Origin of the sequence: Ottowia sp. VDI28 (assembly GCF_049532675.1) — a bacterium.
In the GTDB taxonomy this organism is placed as follows: Bacteria; Pseudomonadota; Gammaproteobacteria; order Burkholderiales; family Burkholderiaceae_C; genus Ottowia.
Genome location: NZ_CP149820.1, coordinates 72,699 through 90,585 on the forward strand (window position 1 = coordinate 72,699; position 17,887 = coordinate 90,585).

Genomic DNA, 17,887 nt, shown 5'->3' on the forward strand with positions numbered 1-17,887 from the left:
GTGGCGCCCGGCCGCCCGAAGGCACTGACGCGCCCCCTGGGGGGCAGCGAGTGAAGTGAGCGTGGGGGCAATTTCATAGTGGCGCCCGGCCGCCCGAAGGCACTGACGCGTCCCCCTGGGGGGCAGCGAGTGAAGTGAGCGTGGGGGCAATTTCATGTCAGTGGAAAAACCTGATGCATGGGGGTGTCCAAAGAGACAAAAATCCGGTTATGGCGCGATCTCGGTGGGAACGACATGCGCCTCGATGGCGCCGACCTGGGAGAGCTCCATCTGGTATTCGTAGCGGTCCGGCCGGTATAAGCCGTGCAGAAACTGGACGGGCCGGTTGTGGGCATCGAACACCAGGCGCCGAACGGAAAGCAGCGCCGCGCCGATGGTGACATCCAGCTCCGCGGCTACCGTCGCATCGGCCTGCTTCGCGGAGACTGTCTGGCGGGCTCTTCCCAATTCGACGCCGGAGGTTTCCAGCAGCTCCAGAATCGGGTTGCGTGCGACGTCCGCGCGGCTGAAGCCGCGGACCAGGTCTGCCGGAAAATAGCTGGTGATGAACGACACGGGGCCATCACTGGTGCTTCGCGTACGCACCAGCTTGCGCACCTGGGTGCCCACCGGAATCTGCAGCGCCTGGGCCAAGGTGTCGGAGGCAGGGATGAGGCGCCATTCGAGCACCTTGATGGAGGTGCTCCGGCTCATCTGGACGATGTTGCCGAGCAGCCCGCCCAGCCGCATGGAGGGATGGTCCGAGGAACTCACGGCCCTGCCCTTTTCTACCTGTTCGGCCCGTGAAGTCGGACGCGTGCCCCGGCCCGCGGTCCGGATGATCAGTCCCTCGTCGGCAAGCTGCTTGAGCGCGTAGCGCACGGTGACGCGCCCTACGCCGAACTGCCGCGCCAGCTCCAGCTCTGGGGGCAAGCCTTGCGCATGAAGCCCTTCCTCCAGCTGCTGCTTGAGCACCAGGTAGATCCGGTGGTATTTGGTCAACGGCAGCGAGCCCGCCATATCAGACGCCCCGCTCGCCCAGCCCTTGCCGGCGGCTGCCCGTATAGGGGGAAACGGTTTTGCGAGTCACTCACAACCCCAGATAGTTCTTGCGCAATGCCGGGTCATGCAGCAGATCCGCTGCCTTGCCTTGCATGGTCACATGTCCATTCTCGATGATGTACGCCCGGTGCGCGATCGCCAGTGTCTGCACCGCGTTCTGCTCCATCAGCAGAATGGAGAGCCCTTCGCGGTTGATGCGCTGGATCAGCGCGAACATTTCTTCCACGAGCAGGGGCGACAGCCCCAGCGAGGGTTCATCCATGATCAGCAGTTCGGGCTCCGACATCAATCCGCGGCCGATGGCCAACATCTGTTGCTCGCCCCCTGACATGGTGCCTGCCAATTGCTTCAAGCGTTCCTGGAGGCGGGGAAAGATCGCCATGACCCGCTCGAGATTGCGCCGCCGGTTCGGTTTGCCCCGTACCAGGCTACCCAGTTCCAGGTTCTCCAGCACGCTCAGGTCGGGGAATATCTTGCGCCCTTCCGGGACATGGATGAGGCCGCGCTTGACGACCTCGGTGGAGGAGAGGCCGATAAGGTCTTCACCCTTGAACCGGATGGTGCCGCCGAAAGGACGGTAAAGCGCCGAGAGGTTGTTGTTCAGCGTTGATTTTCCCACGCCGTTGCTGCCCAGCACCGCAACGATCTCGCCCGCGGACACGTCCAGATCGATGCCGCGCAGGATTTCCACGCGGCCATAGCCCGCGCGCAGGCTTCGTACTTCAAGCATGGGCATTCTCCTGCGCAATCTGTTCAGCGGCGCCGCGTCCCAGGTAGGCTTCGATCACGGCCTTGTCGCTCACGACCTCTCGCGGCTGTCCTTCCGCGATGATCTGGCCGTAGGACAGCACATAGATGTATTCGGACAGGCTCATCACGGCCTGCATGACGTGTTCGATGAGCAGCACCGTGACGCCGCTGGCGCGGATGGCGCGCACCATCTCCACGATCTCGATAATCTCGGACGGGTTCAGCCCCGCCATCACCTCGTCGAGCAGCAGCAGCTTGGGGCCCGTGGCGAGCGTGCGCGCCAGTTCCAGGCGCTTGCGTCCGGCCACGGTCAATCCGGCCGCGCTCTGGTCCAGCAGCGCTTCCATGCCGAGCTGCTTGCCGATGCGCCGGGCATGCTCCCAGGCTTCCTCCCGCCGCGGAAACTGCTGGTAGGCGCCGACGGCGATGTTCTCGTGAACCGTCAGGCGCGCGAAGGGCTGCGTGACCTGGAAGGTGCGGACCATGCCGCGCCGCGCGATGGCGTGAACAGGCTGGCCCGTGATGTCTTCACCCCGGAATTCCACCTTGCCCGCATTGATCTTCTGGAAGCCGGCGATGCAGGAAAACAAGGTGGTCTTGCCTGCGCCGTTCGGTCCGATCAAGGCGACGATGCTGCCCTCGCGCACGGCGAGCGACGCGTTGTCCACGGCCTTGAGGCCTCCAAAGACTTTGCTGAGTCCTGTGACCTTCAGCATCACTCATTCTCCTTGGATGCGAGCTTGGATCCACGCTTGCCGAAGTGCTTGAACAGATCGACCAGCCCGTTGGGCAAGAACGCAATGATCACCAGCAGCAATGCGCCATACAGCACCAGCGAAAGACCTTGAACGTCTGTCAGCACGCGGGTGAAATCACCCACGGCGGCCAGCAGCACGGCGCCGATCAGTGGCCCGTAGACGGTGCCGGAGCCGCCGATCATGCTGACCAGCAGCATCTCGACCGACTTGTCGATGCCGAACACCACCAGCGGATCGATATAAAGGAAATATTGGGCGAAGAAGCAGCCGCCCATGCCGCCGATGGCACCGGACAGCATCAACACCTTCACTTTTTCCCGGAACACATTGACACCCAGTGCGCGGGCGGCATCTTCGTTCTCGCGGATCGCCGCCAGTTGTGCCCCGAAGCGTGAGCGTTTCAGCCACAGAGCGATAGCGATTGAGCCGACTGTCAAGGCAAGGATCAGGTAGTAAAACCCGATGCGCTCGGGGAACTGGAAGTTCGCCACTGAAGGCTTGGCGGGTATCAGCATGCCAAGACCTCCGCCCGTGATCTCTACCGAGTTGGCGATGATGCGCAACACCTCTGCAAAGGCCAGCGTGATCAGTGCGAAATACGACCCCTTCAATCCCGCGCGAAACGAGAGAAACGCGATCACGAAGCCCACCACGGCTCCCGCGAGCGCGCTGGCTGGCAGGCCCAGCCAGGGATTGAAGCCGAAGCGCATTTGCAGAATCGTGGAGGCGTAGGCCCCTGCGCCGAAGAACACGACGTGCCCGAAGGACAACTGTCCCGCGAATCCGCCGGCGATGTTCCACGACTGCCCGATGAAGGCGTAGAACAAGGCCATCACGCCGAAGTTGATGGCGAAGTTGGAAGAAAACACCAGCGGGAAGATCAGCGCGATCAGCAGCAGTCCGCCATGAAGGAGCCAGGATTGGCCTTTGGAAAGCGCACTCATCGCTTGGCCCCAAACAGGCCGGACGGCCTGAACAGAAGAATCAGAATGAAGATCAGGGAAATGCCGATCTGGCCCAGGCTTTCGCCCAGGAACAAACCGCCGAATGACTCGGTCAGTCCCACGATCAGGCCGCCGATCACGGCTCCGAGGAAACTGCCCATACCGCCCAGCACCACGACGGTGAACGCCACCATCACGAACACGTGGCCTGTGGTCGGAGACACATAGAAGATCGGCATCAGCAGGCAAGCCGCGGCGCCCAGCGTTGCCAGCCCGATGCCGTAGGAGATCGCGAACACGCGGTCCACGTCGATGCCCACCAGGCGGGCACCGACGCGCTCCTTGGCTACGGCGCGGATGGCCTTGCCGATGTCCGTGTAGCGGATCAAAAGGCCAAGCCCCAGGCACAGAATCATCGAGGCGCCGAAGGAAATGATCTTGGGCAGCGAGAGAAGCAACGGACCCATTTCCACCATGGCGTCGCTGTAGGAGACGGTGATGGTGCGCGTATCGCCCTTGAAGAACATCAGTGCGAGGTTCTCGATCAGGATCGAAAGCCCGAGCGTGATCAGCAGGACGTTCTCATCTTTTCCGCTGGAGAATTTTCCGATCAGGCCCCGGTACAGCAGATAGCCGATCGCGAACATGGCGGGCACCATGATGAGCAGCGCCGCATAGGGATCGATGCCCCACAGGGTCAGGAGGTAGTAAACGCCGAACATGGCGATCATGAGCATGCTGCCGTGTGCGAAGTTGATGATGTGCAGCACACCGTAGATCAGCGTCAACCCTGATGCGACAAGCGTGTAGATGCCGCCGATCAGCAGTCCATTGACTGTCGCGGCAAGCAATGTGGTGGCGTCCAAGATGATTCCCCAGAGTGAACAATGCCCTCACAGCCTTCGCCTGAGGGCCGTGGGACTTAGAACGTAGTTATGCGTTGACGGCAGGCCTCAGCCCAGCTTTGGGCGCGGAAAAACAGCCTTCGCGCTGGCGAATTCGTTGGGCCAGATCACATCGATATCGGTCTTGCTGGCTTGCAGCAACACGGCGCGGCCCCCTTCGTTCTGCCCATTGACGAACTTGGTGGGTCCGTAGGGCATGTAGTGGTCGGACCAGGTGCTGGCTGCCAGCGCGGCGATCACTTTTTCCTTGTCGGCGGTAGCGGCGCGCTCCAGCGCATCGGCATAAAGGCGGATAGCGTTGTAGCCGCAGTACACCTCGAAGCTGAACTGATGGCCCTTGGCCTCCACGGCCTTGCGCGCGGCGATGGCCTTGGGATTCTTCGGGTTGTACCAGTGGTTGAAGTCCATCGTGTACTGGGCCACGTCCGGAAGATCCTTGACGAACTTGAAGTTGAACCCGCCACCCATCACGGAGAAGACGCCCGCGAGATTGACCTTCTGCTGATGCAGCGTGCGGGCCAGAAGCACATACTCGTTCTGGTAGTTGCTGATGATCACCAGATCAGGCTTGAGCGACTTGATGCGCAGCACCAGGTTGGAGAAATCGCGCGTCGGGGTGGCGTGCTTGATCACGTCCTTGACCTGGATATTGACGCCAGACAGCTTAGTGGCCAGGAGCTTGGCTGTCGTGGTGCCGAACTCCGAATCCTCGTGCACGACCACTGCGGTCTTGGCGATGCCGCCGGCGTTCTTGTTCAGCGTGCCCAGGGCCGCGAAGGCGTCTTCCACGACCTTGCCGTTGCCGGGTGCCAGACGGAACACGTTCTTCAACCCGCGCGAGACGATAGCGTCCGATGCGCCCACGTCGATCAGGAAAGGGGTGTTGTACTTGGCGGCAGCCTGCGTAGCCGGCAAGGCGATGGCGCTGGAGAAGCAACCCACGTAAGAGCCGACGCCCAGTTGATGCAGGCGCTCTACCTCGGCCACGCCCACTTCCGGGCGGGACTGGGAATCGGCCAGCGCGGCTTCGAGCTTGGCGCCCCCCATCGATTTGATGCCGCCTGCAGCGTTGATCTCGTCGATGGCCATCTGGCAGCCCATGCGCCCCTGCGCGCCCGCCAATGCGAGCGAGCCGCTCACGGGGTGCAGCAACCCGATCTTGACTCCAGCCGGCTGCGCGAGCAGCAAGCCTGGGGCTCCCATGACGGTACTGGCCGCACCTGCTTGAAGCAGGCGTCGCCGCGAGATGGTGGCGGAATCAAGCATGGAGTAAACCCTCATAGAAAAGTGTGAATAAACGCCAAGAATGGGCGTGCATTAAATTGTTCCTAAGATAGAACAATTTGGCCGAACTATGAAACGAGAGCCGCGCAATGTCAAGCGTGAGAGCCCTTAAATCCGATCAAATCACTGAGAAAAAGCATGGACTACCTTGATGAACTGGGCGCTTTTGCCGCCGATCTGCAATACAAAGACCTACCTTCCAGCGTCCGCCAACAGCTTGGATGGGTGCTGGCGGATACGCTGGCCGCCATCGTGGCCGGCTCGGCGGAGCCAGAGGTTCGGGCCATGGCGGAACGGGTGGCTCACCCCGGCAACGCCACGCTCATCGGCCTGGGGTTGGGCGCCAGTCCGATGGAAGCTGCCCTGATCAACGGCACCGGCGGCACCTTTCTGGAGATGGATGAAGGCAACCGCTTTTCGCGCGGACACCCGGCCATCCATGTGCTGCCTGCCGTGCTGGCCCTTTGCGAGGCCCGTGACGTGGAGGCGGATCAGTTGCTGGCAGGGTTGATGGCGGGCTACGAAGTCGGCTCCCGGCTGGGGGCCGCTGCTCAACTGCGCAGCGTGATGCATCCCCACGGTACCTGGGGCACGCTGGGCGCCGCCGCCGGTTGCGCGCGCGTGCTGGGCATGGATGCCCGCATGATGCGCGAGGCCATCAACACCGCTGCATCGATGAGCATCGCCACTTCGAAGAAAACCATGCTGCAGGGCGGTTTGGTGCGTAACGTGTACGCCGGACTGTCCAACAGCAACGGGATGCTGGCGTCCCAACTGGTGCAGAGCGGCTTCGGTGGCGAGGCCGATGGCCCCGGCTCACTGCTTGGGGAGATTGTTTCCGAGCGTTTCGACCGGCAGGCAGTCGTCCGGGAACTGGGCCAGGAATGGCACGTGATGCAGAATTACTTCAAGCTGCACTCATGCTGCCGCTTCAATCACGGTACGCTGGATGCGCTCGACATGCTCGCCGCGCAAGGGGCTTTGCCCGCGGCGCAAGAGATTGCTGCCATACAGGTCACCACCTACAACCTCGCGGCGGAGTTGAACGATCCGGCACCCCGCAACACGCTGGCGGCCAAGTTTTCGGTGCCCTTCGCGGTGGCGACCCGCATCATCCATGGCGGCAGCGGGTTGGGGAGCTTCACCTGGGATGCTGTCAAGCGTGCGGATGTATTGGCGCTCGCCGCCAAGGTGAGCGTGGCCGAGGATCCCGCCATGACGAGCCAACTGCCGCACAAGCGCCCTGCCCTGGTGCGCATTACCGACCACCAGGGCCGCGAGGTTCAGGCGGAAGTCGGCGTGAACCGGGGGGATGACACCTCACCCTACACCCCTGAGGAGCTCACAGGCAAGTTCCACGAATTGTGCGGCCGCGTCTGGCCGCGCGCACATGCCGATGCCCTGCTGAACGCGACGCTCACGCTCGGTGAAGGCCGCCAGGACGGCCGCGCCAGCCTTCAGGACTGGCTGGCCTTGCTGCGCAGGCCTGCGGCCCACGCTCTCGCCGAGTGAATGGGTCGGACATTAAATGTCCCATTGACAGAACAAATTGACAGGCGCATTATTTACGCCTGTCAGCCGTCCCATCGTTATCCCCGTCATTCCCGCGCAGGCGGGAATCCAGGGTCAGCGCCGGAACAGTCAACCTGGATTCCCGCCCGCGCGGGAACGACGAAGTTCCAACGCATAAGTCTTGAAACTGAAAGATCTCCGCATGCAAACTTCCGACAAGACCGCTCGCCAACTGTTCGAAGAGTTCAAGGCCAACCCCACGCGCAAGCGCTTCGGCTTCGGCCGGATGCCCGCGCTGATCAATGTCGATCCGCAGAAAGCCTACACCTGCGTGGGCGAGTTCGCCACGGCCTATGAAACCGATCCGCGCCAGATGGAATACACCAACCAGCTGGCCGCGGCATTTCGTGCCAAGGGGTTCCCGGTGGTGTGGACCTACGTCGCGTACATGGAGTCCGGCGAGGACTGCGGCATCTGGGGCACGCGCAGCAATACACCGGATTCGCTGCAGAACATCAAAGTGGGCAGCCGCCGCTCGGAGTTCGATGACCGGCTGGTGATCGACCGAGAGCGCGACATCATCGTCAACAAGCGCATGGCGTCGGCGTTCTTCGAAACCAACCTCGGTTCGATCTTCAGCTTCCATGGCGTGGACACGGTCATCGTGACGGGAGGTTCCACCTCGGGCTGCGTGCGCGCCACGGTCGTCGACAGCCTGCAGCGCAGCTTCCGCACCATCGTGGCGGAGGAATGCGTGGCCGACAAGCACGAGAGCCCACATTTCGCGAACCTCTACGACATGGCCGTCAAGTACGCCGATGTCCTGCCCGTGGCAGAAGTGCTGGAGCAGATCGGCAAGATGCCGGCGAAGGGCGAGTGATGAAACGCGATCCCGGCTTCTACGACTACCTGCCCTATGACCAGCGGCCGCAGATCCGCTGGCCCAATGGGGCCCGTGTGGCCTTCTGGGTGGCGCCCAATGTCGAGTTCTACGAGCTGAATCCGCCGCGCAACCCCGCCCGTGCGCCCTGGGCCCGCCCGGCCCCTGACGTGCTGAATTATTCCTACCGCGACTACGGCAACCGCGTGGGCTTCTGGCGCATGCTGGAGACCATGAAGCGGTGCAACATGCGCGGCAGCGTCTCGCTCAACGTCGCCATGTGCGAACACCATCCCGAGGTGATCGAGGCCTGTGCCGAGAACGGCTGGGAGTTCTACTCCCATGGCACCTACAACACCCGCTACCTCATGGGCATGACCGAGGAGCAGGAGCGCGCGGTCATCCAGGATTCGATCGATACGATCAAGAAGCACACCGGCCAGAAGCTCGACGGCTGGCTGGCACCCGCTCTCACCTATACCGACCGCACCATGGACCTGGTCGCGGAGATGGGCCTGACCTACGTGTGCGATCTCTTCCACGACGACCAGCCCGGCCCCGTCAAGACAAAGACAGGGCGCCTCGCCAGCATCCCCTATTCGCTGGAGATGAACGACACGATCGTCTACAACGTCAACCAGGTATCGCCGCGCCGCTACGGCGACATCATCAAGCGCCAGTTCGACCGCCTCTACCAGGAAGGCGAGCACTCGGGCACGGTGATGTGCATTCCGCTGCACCCCTACCTCATCGGACAGCCTTACCGGCTTGCCGCGTTCGAGGAGGCGCTGCAATACATCACGAGCCATGACAAGGTCTGGCTTGCCACGGGCCGCGAGATCGCCCAGTATTTCAACGAGCACTATTACGACGCGTTCGCCAAGGCTGCGCATCCTGTTGGGGAGGCACCATGAGCAGTTTGCCTGAGGATTATCTAGACTATCCGTTGCGCCGCTATGGCATGGATCATGAGCGCTATGAATGGTCCATGTTGCCCCAGCGGCCGCCTGTGGCCTGGCCCCAGCAGGCGCGTGTGGCGCTGTGGGTGGTGCCGGCCCTGGAGTGGTTCCCGCTGGACATGAAGGGGCAGCCCTTCAAGCCGCCGGGCGCCATGCAGACGGCCTACCCTGACTTCCGGCACTACACCTTGCGCGACTACGGCAACCGTGTCGGCATCTTCCGCATCATGCAAGCGCTGGAGCGGCACGGCATTCCCGCCAGCGTGGCCATGAATGCCGCCGTGGCGGTGCGCTACCCTGCCCTCGTGCAGGCTTGCGTGAAGCGGGGCTGGGAAGTCATTGCCAACGGGCTGGACATGGATCATCTGCACCACGGCGGCCTGGCCGAGGCAGACGAGCGCGCCCTGATCCAGCAGTCCATCGAAATCCTGCAAAAGGCGAGCGGCCAGAAGATCCGCGGCTGGCTCTCGCCCGCCAAGTCGGAGTCATGGAACACACCCGATCTGCTCCGCGAGGCCGGCATTGAATATGCGTGCGATTGGGTCAACGACGACATGCCTTATCCGATGAACACGCGCGGCGGCACGCTGTACGCCATGCCTCATCCGATCGACATCGACGATGCGACCATCCTGGTGCAGAACCATCACACCGAAGATGATTTCCGCGATCAGCTGATCGACCAGTTCGATCTTCTCTACCGCGAGGCAAGGCCTGGCGACGGCCGCGTGATGGCCATCTCGCTGCATCCCTGGGTGATCGGCCAGCCCTACCGCATCCGTGCACTGGAAGAGGCCCTGACCCACATCATGCGCCACCAGGGCGTCTGGGCGGCCACGGGCGGCGAGATCCTCGACGCCTGGAAATCGGCGCAACCCACAGCCTGAGCCTGCCATGCCTGTTGTTGCCGCCACATTGCTTCCGGTTTATCCGGCCGAAGTCGAGCAGCGCCTGGTGCAGCGCCTCGCACTGGCCACGCGTTCGGTCATCGCGGCGCCAGCTGCCGGCACCACGGTCTACGTGAAACATGCCAGCACCTATCTGCGGGACGGACGCGTGTTCACCGGGGGCGGCAGTGCGCTCGCGGATGCCAGCGCCCTCGCCCGTTCATTCCTGGAAGCGATGCAAGCGCGCGATCTTGAAGCCGCGCAGCGATATCTCGCGCCGTCTTTCGTGATGCACTTTCCGGGCTCGGGTCCCCTGCATCGGCTGGAAGAACTGGTGGAGTTTTCCCGCCCCCGCTATAAGTTCGTGGGCAAGACCTTTGAGCGTTTCGAAGAAAGCTGGGGCGATGAGCGCACGGTGGTGTTCTGCACCGGCACCCTGCACGGCGAATGGCTGGACGGCAGCACCTTCGAGGGCATCCGTTTCGTCGACCGCTTCGAGATCGCAGATGGCCTGCTGCAGCGCCAGGACGTCTGGAACGATCTTGAGCTCCACAGGCCTTAGAACGTGTTCACGATCTAGATTCCGGAAAATCGTTGATGACTGCTTCCTCCAATCCCGTGCGCCGCGTGCTCGTGGTGGTGCCCTTCGCCATGTCGGCCGACAACCTGCTGCTGCGCCAGGCGCAACTGGAGGGACTTCAGTTCGGTGAAGGGATCCGTTTCGAATACCGGGCCGTCAAGGCCGGGCCGCTGAACTATTCCAGCCATCATGATTTCGCGCTGGCCGATGTGGCCAACTTCGAAGCCGGTTGCCGTGCGCAGGAGGAAGGCTTTGATGCCGTGTGCATCGACACCATGAGTGATTCCGGCGTGGCGGCCTTGCGATCGGTGCTGGACATTCCGGTCTTTGGGCCTGGCAAGGTATCAATGCTCAGCGCGTTGATGCTGGGCGACCGCTTTTCCATCCTGACCATGGCCAGCCGGTGGAAGCCGCTTTACAAGAAGGCGCTCGACGAACTGGGCATGCACCACAAGTGCGCCTCGGTGCGCGCCATCGAAGTACCGCCTGACAACCAGAACCTGCTCTCGGGCAAGGAAGAGGATGTCTTTCCCCTGCTTGAGGCGGCCGCGCGCCGCGCCATCGAGGAAGATGGCGCTGAAGTGCTGATCCTGGGTTCGACCACGATGCATCAGTCGCACGCGTGGCTGCGCGAACGCCTGCCCGTGCCGATCATTAACCCCGGCCCGCTGAGCTACAAGGTGGCCGAGTCGATGCTTGCCCTGGGCCTTGCCCATAGCCACCAGGGCTACCCGCGGCCCATGCATCCGCGGCTGGACATGCTGACCCGCATGCTCGACGCGGGCGGCCAGGCGCCGGTTGCTTGACTGCCAACCCGCGTTGAGGCCAGTTTGATGGGTTCTCAGCGGTATTACCCCCTCTCTCTCGCGGGAGAGGGTTGGGGTGAGGGCCAGTGGTGGTTGTTTACTTGCTGCGTTTCTCTAATAACTCCTTGCTTTTGATTCGGAGACACCCTATGAACCGTTTTCCCACTCGTCGCACTCTGCTGGGCATGGCACTGGCTTTCGCCGCCGTCACCGCGTCGCATGCGTTTCCTACCAAGCCGATTCGCTTGATCGTGGGCGCCAGCGCGGGCGGCACCACCGATACCCTGGCGCGCGAAATCGCCGAGGACATGACCAAGACGCTGGGCCAGCCGGTCATCGTCGAGAACAAGCCGGGTGCTGGCGGCAACATCGCGGCCATGGAGGTGGCGCGGGCAGCGGCGGATGGTCATACGCTGCTGGTCTCCTTCACCAGCCACACAATGAACGCATCGCTGTTCAAAAAGCTGCCTTACGACCCGATCAAAGATTTCACGCCCGTGGCGCTGTTGACCAAGGTCTCCAGCGTCCTGGTGACGCGCACGGAATCGCCCTACCGCGAGGTGCGTGATGTGCTCTCCATAAGCAAGGCCGAGGGCAAGCCGATTTCCTTCGCCATCGGCGGGGTCGGCTCGTCACTGCACATGGACACCTACGAGTTCGAGGTGTCCAGCGGCGTAGGCATCACGCAGATTCCGTTCAAGGGCACCAGCCCTGCCCTGGCCGATGTGGTGGCGGGGCATGTGGATCTGATGTTCGCGCCCGTCAACGGGGCTCGTCCGCTGGTCCAGGCTGGGAAGTTGAGGGCGCTGGCCGTTGCAGGGCCGAAGCGCATGGCGGCCTTCCCGGACGCGCCGCCGATCACCGAGGCGGTACCCCGCTACACCACCAACTATGGCTGGTTCGGCGTGCTTGGCCCTGCGGGGATGCCGAAAGAGGTCACGCTGGCCTTGAATACCGCGATCAACAAGGCCATGGAGCAGCCGAAGGTCAAAAAGCGCCTAGAGGGGGATGGCGCCATGCCTGAGCCTGGCACGCCCGACATGTTCGCTTCCTTCCTGGCGCTCGACATGAAACACTGGGCCTCGCAGGTCAAGGCCTTTGGCATCAAGCCCGAATAAACCGCTTAGCCTGCACCAGACGGCCCAGCGTCGCAACCCTGCGCTCGTTAGGGTCTATGAGCCGGCCCGATAGGTGCCTGGGGGTTGCGGGTATTCTTGCTCAGCCCTCCGGCTGAGTCCGAGGCGGCCATGCACGCCCTGTCTGTTGCAGCCGGTGCGCCAACCTAATGCCGGATCCCGGCTGAAGTACAACATGCGCATCATCTCTCGCTTATTCCTTCTTTTGCTGGCCGTCATGGGCCTGGGCCTTGCCATCGGTGGCGGCTGGCTGCTGAGCTTGGGCGGCTCACCCTACTATCTCATCGCGGGGCTGGCGTGGCTATTGGCCGCATGGCTGCTCTGGCGCCGGCGCCGCAGCGGGGCCTTGGTCACCGCTGCGGTGGCGGTGCTGACCGTGCCCTGGGCACTATGGGAAAGCGGGGCCGATTTCTGGGCGCTGTTCCCGCGCCTGATGGCGCCGCTGGCCGTGGCGGCCCTGGCGCTGTGGCTGGTGCCCGTAGGGCCGAGCCTGGCCCGCCCGCGGCGTTGGCGCTGGGGCGGCACGGTGTTCGCATTGCTGTTCGCCATCGGCTTCGGGATGGCTTTCATGCCTCATGGCGAGATCAAGGTCGGAACGGAGCAGGCCTACAAACTGCCCAGCGGCAACAACGAACCTGTGAACTGGAGCGCCTATGGCCGCACGAACGCAGGCCTGCGCGATGCGCCCTTCAACCAGATCAACCGCGACAACGTTTCGCAGCTCAAGCTGGCCTGGAGCTATCGCACCGGCGACGTGAAGCCGGGGGTGGATCAGAATACGCCGCTGCAAATCGGTGACACGGTCTATAGCTGTACCCGCAATGACAAGATCATCGCCCTCGATGCTGATACGGGGCAACCGCGCTGGACTTTCGACCCAGAGGCCAAGTCTCCCTTCTGGCAGCGTTGCCGAGGCCTGGGCTACTACCGCGCCGACGCTCCGGCGGCGGCACCAGCCGGTGCTGCAAGCAGTGTTTCCACGGCATCCGCGCAGGCGGCAGCGGCTCCAGAGGGCGGAGTTTGCCGGGACCGCATCGTGCAAACCACTATTGATGCACGTCTGATCGAGCTGGATGCCCGCACCGGAAAGCTTTGCGAGGACTTTGGCAACCAAGGCATCGTGGCTCTGTCGGAGAACATGGGGCCGGTCAAGCCCGGTTTCTACTTTCAGACCTCAGCTCCGCTGGTGGCGCGTGATCTGATCGTGATCGGCGGCTGGGTGGTGGACAACCAGATGCGCGGCGAACCCTCGGGGGTGATCCGGGCTTTCAGCGCTCGCACTGGTGAACTGGTTTGGGCCTGGGATCTCGGCAATCCGGCCATCACGCGGTTGCCGCCGGAGGGTGAAAGCTACACCCGCGGCACGCCCAATATGTGGACCACAGCGGCCTACGACGACAAGCTTGGCCTGATCTACGCGCCGCTGGGCAATGCCACACCCGACTACTACGGGCCGGGCCGCCCGGAGCATTCGGAGGAATATGCCTCCTCGCTGGTTGCACTCGACGTGGCTACTGGCCGGCCGCGCTGGAAGTTCCAGACTGTGCACCACGATATCTGGGACTACGATCTACCTTCGCAGCCCGCTTTGATCGATCTGCCGGACGGCCAGGGAGGCTCCACGCCTGCCGTTTTGCAGACGACCAAGCGCGGCCAGCTCTTCCTGCTCAACCGCGCCACTGGCAAGCCGCTGGCCGATGTGGCCGAGCAGCCAGTCACGCAGAATGGCGCGGTGCCCGAGCAGAAGCTTTCGCCCACGCAGCCTTACTCCGTGGGGATGCCCACCATCGGCGTTGAACGGCTGACGGAGCACCGCATGTGGGGTGCCACCATGTTCGACCAGTTGATGTGCCGCATCGAGTTCCGGCAGATGCGCTACGACGGCGATTTCACCCCGCCGGGGCTGGTGCGTGCCATCGAGCATCCCGGCAATGTCGGGGGCTTGAATTGGGGCAGCGTATCGGTGGATACGGCCAACCAGCGTGTGTTCCTGAACGACATCCGCGTTCCTAGCGTGTTCCAGCTGGTACCCCGTGACGAGTACCCTGAATTTGCCAAAAAATATCCCACCGTAAGCGACGGGCATGGCCCTTCGGCCCAGTTGGGAACCCCCTACGGCATGTACACCAACATCTGGTTCTCCAAGATCGGTGTGCCTTGCGTGCAGCCGCCGTTCGGCACGCTCACCGCCATCGATCTGAAAACGCGCAAGATTGCATGGCAGGTTCCCGCCGGCACTGCTGAGCAGTTGGGCCCGCTTGGGGTCAAGATGGGGCTGCCCATGCCGATCGGGATGCCCAGTTACGCCGGCACCCTGGCGACCCAGGGCGGCCTGGTGTTCTTTGCCGGCACACAGGATTTCTACCTGCGCGCCTACGATGCCGAAACCGGCAAGGAAGTCTGGAAGGCGCCGCTGCCGGTAGGCTCCAGCGCCACGCCCATGACCTATGTCTCACCCAAGACGGGCAAGCAATATGTCGTGATCTCGGCTGGCGGGGCCGCCTACTCGAAGCAGATCGGCGATTACGTGCTGGCTTTCGCCCTGCCCTGAACCCGGCCTGAGATCTTCAGCGCGGGCCGGTATCGAGTTCGCCCTGCCACGCGGCGGGAACGCGCACGGGCAGGGCCAGCAGCACCTGGCCGAAGGTCTTGCCCAGAGGATCGTTGCGCAGCGAGCCCGCGCCGCCACCGGCCAGCGCCTGTTCCAGCATGAAGTTGTAGGCATGCACTCCGGGGACGTCGTAGCGGCGAACCTCGCCCTGCACCAGGTGCTGGAAGTACTGCCGCACGGCCTCGGGTGTGACCTGCTCGCCGATGAGGCCAGTGAAATGCGGTTGGCGGGCGATGATGGCGATATTGGAGATATTGCCCTTGTCGCCGCTGCGCGCCACCGCGAGCGCCGAAAGCGGTACCGTTACATCATCGTCCGATGAGGCCGCGGCGGAGTGCTTGGCTTTCTGCGCGGCGTAATGCGTGCCTTCGCCCAGAGCCTGGTCCACGGGCACGCCGGAAGGGATGGAAACCGGCCAGGTCTCGCCGTCCATGGACACGGTCACCGCGACGTGGTCCTTGGGCCACAGGAAGGAGAAAAGCCGGAACACCGGCCCTGGCTTGGGGCGTCCGCTGAAGCCGGTGGTGCCTTGAGCCGCGGAGACGCCGAAAGGCGCGACTTCCTTGGCCACGATGTTCAATGCGGCAGCGTCGGCATGCCGTACGGCGAATCGCATCACCACCTCGCGCGCAGCCGTGCCGCGGGCCTGCCGGCCGTAGGAGGGCTTCTCGCTGCCCAGGACTTCCACGAGGGTCTCGCTGAAATCTCCGAAACCGGCTTCGCCCATCATCCGCCGGCAGCGGGCCAGCAAGGCTTCGCCGGTCCGCTCGGCCTTGGCGACAGCGTCGTCGCCCGCGATCGTGAGCGTGGAAGACAAGCGGAAGCCATCCGCCCAGGTGGCACTGACCTTGTACCGGTCCGTTGGCGGACGGCCGCGCGCACCGTGAATGAAGATGCGGTTTTCTCCAGCCTGTTCCATGCGCACGGTGCTGAAGTCGCAGGTGACGTCGGGCAGCAGGTAGTTGGCGGGATCTCCGACCTCGTAGAGCATCTGCTCGGCGGCCACGGTGGGCAGGATGAGGCCGCCGGTGCCGGGAGGCTTTTCCAGGTGGAAGCTGCCGTCTGCGTTGCAGTCGGCGATCGGAAAGCCCATGTGGTCCCAACCGGGCACGCGCCACCAGTCGGTATAGAGGCCACCCGTGGTCTGGGTGGTGCATTCCAGGATATGCCCGACCAGGCTGCCGGCGGCCAACTGGTCGTAGTCGCTGGCGCTCCAGCCGAAATGATGGATGAGGGCGGCCAATGAGAGCGCGCTGTCCACGCAGCGCCCGGTGATCACCACGTCGGCTCCTTTCTGCAGCGCTGAGGCGACGGGCAGGGCGCCGAGGTAGGCATTCATGCTGGTCAGGGAGGAGGGCAGCGGGGTGCCGTTGAACATCTCGGTGACCTGGCGGGCGGCGATGTCTTCACGCGCGCCCATCAGGTCGTCTCCTTCGACCACCGCGATGCGCAGCGTCAGGCCTTGCGCGTTGGCCGCGCGGCGCAGGGCTTCGGCGCAGGCGCGGGGATTCATTCCCCCCGCGTTGGCGAGCAGCTTGATGCCGCGTTCCGCGATCGCGGGCAGGTGCGGGCTTACCGCAGTGACGAAATCGGCGGCATAGCCCGCCTTGGGGTCCCGGCTGCGGGCTTTCTGCAGCAGCGACATGGTCAGCTCGGCCAGGTAGTCGAACACCAGCACATCGACGTCGCCGCCATGGACCAGTTGTGCCACGCCGGCATCGCTGTCTCCCCAGAAGGCGCAAGCGCCGCCGATACGCAAGGTTTTCCGAGAGGCTGTCATTTGTTCACGGCTCATCAATGAAAAAATAAAAAGACGAAAAGTTTTCCTATTTATAGGATAACAAGATTAGATAATGCGGTAAAGCGTCTTTCGAAACGTCGACCGAGCACACTAGAATGCCTCGAACTTTCCATTCCGCTGCCCGATCGCCCGGGATCCACGCCATGTCATCTCGATCCGCTCCACCGCAGCCGCCCCAGTTCACTGTGGGCGCCACGACGCTGTATGCCCAGCTGGCCAGCCTGCTGCGCAGCCGCATCTACAGCGGCGAGTGGGCGAACGAGGAGGCGATACCCAGTCTTCAGGAGCTGTCCGAGCTCTATGGCCTGGGCCGGGTGACGGTGCGCCAGGCGCTGCAGATCCTCGCGAGCGAAGGGCTGATCTCCAGCCAGCGGGGGCGCCGGACCTTCGTGACCTATGCGCCGCAGGATGCCGGCGGCGCGGGCATGGATGGGCCGGTCGTTTCCTACACGACCTCGATCGAGCAGCGGCGGCCCGATTTCAATGTGGTGCTGTTGTCGCGCGAACGGGTGGCTTCGCTGCCTCGAGGCCGGTGGATGGTGGGGCGCGACCAAGGGCCCTACATCCACATCCGCAAGCTGGACCGGGACGGCGAGCAGGTCTATGGGCTGGCGTCGGTGCACGTGGCGGAAGATCTCTACAAGCGCTTTCCCAAGGGGGCTGAGGGCAAGCAGAAGCTGGCCCAGCTGGTGCGCAAGTACGCGCAGCCGCTGTCCGAGGCGCGCGAGCGTGTGACAGTGGTGCCTACCGATTTCGAGGCGGCTTCGGCGCTGGATTACCCCATGGCGGCGCCGGCGGCCCGGGCGGAACGGGTGGTGTGCGATGACTCCGGCCGGGTGGTCTATCTGGCTGTGAGTGTTTATCGAGGGGATCGGTTTGGGTTGGAGAGGGATCTGTTGGATTTCTTTCGGTGATTGGCGGTTGATTTATTTGCTGCGTTGTTTAATAACCTTCGGTTGCTGACCTACGGTCGGAGGCCGGGATTGCCCCCGGCGGTGCACCTACCTTTCTTTGCTCGCCCAAAGAAACGTAG

General features: G+C 63.4%; 16 protein-coding genes. 9 read left to right on the forward strand and 7 right to left on the reverse strand.

All coding sequences use genetic code 11. The annotated features are described in order from the left end of the window. Window positions 1-207: 207 nt before the first annotated feature. From WJU18_RS00365 to WJU18_RS00390, 6 genes are all read right to left on the reverse strand, one after another. Entirely contained in the window at window positions 208-999 is a 792-nt protein-coding gene (locus WJU18_RS00365; protein WP_423458202.1) for a GntR family transcriptional regulator, read from the reverse strand. Window positions 1,000-1,069: 70 nt separating this feature from the next. Beyond that, entirely contained in the window at window positions 1,070-1,771 is a 702-nt protein-coding gene (locus tag WJU18_RS00370) for an ABC transporter ATP-binding protein (protein ID WP_423458203.1), read from the reverse strand. After that, entirely contained in the window at window positions 1,764-2,507 is a 744-nt protein-coding gene (locus WJU18_RS00375) for an ABC transporter ATP-binding protein (RefSeq protein WP_423458204.1), read from the reverse strand. Before WJU18_RS00375 ends, WJU18_RS00370 begins: the two co-directional genes overlap by 8 nt. Then, entirely contained in the window at window positions 2,507-3,493 is a 987-nt protein-coding gene (locus WJU18_RS00380) for a branched-chain amino acid ABC transporter permease (RefSeq protein ID WP_423458205.1), read from the reverse strand. The genes WJU18_RS00375 and WJU18_RS00380 overlap by 1 nt, the downstream gene beginning before the upstream one ends. Then, window positions 3,490-4,362, reverse strand: a complete 873-nt coding sequence (locus WJU18_RS00385; RefSeq protein WP_423460903.1) for a branched-chain amino acid ABC transporter permease — start codon at window positions 4,360-4,362, stop codon at window positions 3,490-3,492. Before WJU18_RS00385 ends, WJU18_RS00380 begins: the two co-directional genes overlap by 4 nt. Before the next feature lie 84 nt (window positions 4,363-4,446). Beyond that, the gene (locus WJU18_RS00390; protein ID WP_423458206.1) at window positions 4,447-5,664 is read right to left on the reverse strand and encodes an ABC transporter substrate-binding protein; all 1,218 of its coding nucleotides are present in this window, start codon (window positions 5,662-5,664) and stop codon (window positions 4,447-4,449) included. Window positions 5,665-5,820: 156 nt separating this feature from the next. On the opposite strand from WJU18_RS00390, the gene WJU18_RS00395 reads away from it, so the two are divergent. The 8 genes from WJU18_RS00395 to WJU18_RS00430 all read left to right on the forward strand — a co-directional run bounded on the left by WJU18_RS00395 (window position 5,821) and on the right by WJU18_RS00430 (window position 14,993). Next, entirely contained in the window at window positions 5,821-7,194 is a 1,374-nt protein-coding gene (locus tag WJU18_RS00395; RefSeq protein ID WP_423458207.1) for an MmgE/PrpD family protein, read from the forward strand. 202 nt (window positions 7,195-7,396) lie between these two features. Continuing rightward, window positions 7,397-8,074 (forward strand): isochorismatase family protein, encoded by a 678-nt coding sequence (locus tag WJU18_RS00400; RefSeq protein WP_423458208.1) that lies wholly within the window; start codon window positions 7,397-7,399, stop codon window positions 8,072-8,074. Continuing rightward, window positions 8,074-8,988, forward strand: a complete 915-nt coding sequence (locus tag WJU18_RS00405) for a polysaccharide deacetylase family protein (RefSeq protein ID WP_423458209.1) — start codon at window positions 8,074-8,076, stop codon at window positions 8,986-8,988. Before WJU18_RS00400 ends, WJU18_RS00405 begins: the two co-directional genes overlap by 1 nt. Further along, window positions 8,985-9,920: a polysaccharide deacetylase family protein gene (locus WJU18_RS00410; protein WP_423458210.1), complete on the forward strand. Its 936-nt coding sequence runs from the start codon at window positions 8,985-8,987 to the stop codon at window positions 9,918-9,920. The genes WJU18_RS00405 and WJU18_RS00410 overlap by 4 nt, the downstream gene beginning before the upstream one ends. 7 nt (window positions 9,921-9,927) lie before the next feature. After that, window positions 9,928-10,482 (forward strand): nuclear transport factor 2 family protein, encoded by a 555-nt coding sequence (locus WJU18_RS00415; protein ID WP_423458211.1) that lies wholly within the window; start codon window positions 9,928-9,930, stop codon window positions 10,480-10,482. 35 nt (window positions 10,483-10,517) lie between these two features. Next, complete coding sequence (locus WJU18_RS00420; RefSeq protein ID WP_423458212.1) at window positions 10,518-11,306, forward strand: aspartate/glutamate racemase family protein; 789 nt, start codon at window positions 10,518-10,520, stop codon at window positions 11,304-11,306. A gap of 149 nt (window positions 11,307-11,455) precedes the next feature. Continuing rightward, window positions 11,456-12,424: a Bug family tripartite tricarboxylate transporter substrate binding protein gene (locus tag WJU18_RS00425; protein ID WP_423458213.1), complete on the forward strand. Its 969-nt coding sequence runs from the start codon at window positions 11,456-11,458 to the stop codon at window positions 12,422-12,424. A gap of 193 nt (window positions 12,425-12,617) precedes the next feature. Then, window positions 12,618-14,993 (forward strand): membrane-bound PQQ-dependent dehydrogenase, glucose/quinate/shikimate family, encoded by a 2,376-nt coding sequence (locus tag WJU18_RS00430; RefSeq protein WP_423458214.1) that lies wholly within the window; start codon window positions 12,618-12,620, stop codon window positions 14,991-14,993. Window positions 14,994-15,009: 16 nt separating this feature from the next. On the opposite strand, the gene WJU18_RS00435 is transcribed toward WJU18_RS00430, so the two are convergent. Beyond that, window positions 15,010-16,833, reverse strand: coding sequence for an acyclic terpene utilization AtuA family protein (locus WJU18_RS00435; RefSeq protein WP_423458215.1), 1,824 nt, complete (start codon window positions 16,831-16,833; stop codon window positions 15,010-15,012). 164 nt (window positions 16,834-16,997) lie between these two features. On the opposite strand from WJU18_RS00435, the gene WJU18_RS00440 reads away from it, so the two are divergent. Beyond that, window positions 16,998-17,768 (forward strand): GntR family transcriptional regulator, encoded by a 771-nt coding sequence (locus WJU18_RS00440; protein ID WP_423458216.1) that lies wholly within the window; start codon window positions 16,998-17,000, stop codon window positions 17,766-17,768. The last annotated feature ends 119 nt before the right edge of the window (window positions 17,769-17,887 follow it).

Bases quoted from the DNA above. Each gene is read 5' to 3' on its own strand.
- WJU18_RS00380 (WP_423458205.1), bottom strand. From the start codon at position 3,493: ATGAGTGCGCTTTCCAAAGGCCAATCCTGGCTCCTTCATGGCGGACTG.
- WJU18_RS00370 (WP_423458203.1), bottom strand. From the start codon at position 1,771: ATGCTTGAAGTACGAAGCCTGCGCGCGGGCTATGGCCGCGTGGAAATC.
- WJU18_RS00375 (WP_423458204.1), bottom strand. From the start codon at position 2,507: ATGCTGAAGGTCACAGGACTCAGCAAAGTCTTTGGAGGCCTCAAGGCC.
- WJU18_RS00390 (WP_423458206.1), bottom strand. From the start codon at position 5,664: ATGCTTGATTCCGCCACCATCTCGCGGCGACGCCTGCTTCAAGCAGGT.
- WJU18_RS00440 (WP_423458216.1), top strand. From the start codon at position 16,998: ATGTCATCTCGATCCGCTCCACCGCAGCCGCCCCAGTTCACTGTGGGC.
- WJU18_RS00415 (WP_423458211.1), top strand. From the start codon at position 9,928: ATGCCTGTTGTTGCCGCCACATTGCTTCCGGTTTATCCGGCCGAAGTC.
- WJU18_RS00420 (WP_423458212.1), top strand. From the start codon at position 10,518: ATGACTGCTTCCTCCAATCCCGTGCGCCGCGTGCTCGTGGTGGTGCCC.
- WJU18_RS00435 (WP_423458215.1), bottom strand. From the start codon at position 16,833: ATGACAGCCTCTCGGAAAACCTTGCGTATCGGCGGCGCTTGCGCCTTC.
- WJU18_RS00430 (WP_423458214.1), top strand. From the start codon at position 12,618: ATGCGCATCATCTCTCGCTTATTCCTTCTTTTGCTGGCCGTCATGGGC.
- WJU18_RS00405 (WP_423458209.1), top strand. From the start codon at position 8,074: ATGAAACGCGATCCCGGCTTCTACGACTACCTGCCCTATGACCAGCGG.
- WJU18_RS00395 (WP_423458207.1), top strand. From the start codon at position 5,821: ATGGACTACCTTGATGAACTGGGCGCTTTTGCCGCCGATCTGCAATAC.
- WJU18_RS00365 (WP_423458202.1), bottom strand. From the start codon at position 999: ATGGCGGGCTCGCTGCCGTTGACCAAATACCACCGGATCTACCTGGTG.
- WJU18_RS00410 (WP_423458210.1), top strand. From the start codon at position 8,985: ATGAGCAGTTTGCCTGAGGATTATCTAGACTATCCGTTGCGCCGCTAT.
- WJU18_RS00400 (WP_423458208.1), top strand. From the start codon at position 7,397: ATGCAAACTTCCGACAAGACCGCTCGCCAACTGTTCGAAGAGTTCAAG.
- WJU18_RS00425 (WP_423458213.1), top strand. From the start codon at position 11,456: ATGAACCGTTTTCCCACTCGTCGCACTCTGCTGGGCATGGCACTGGCT.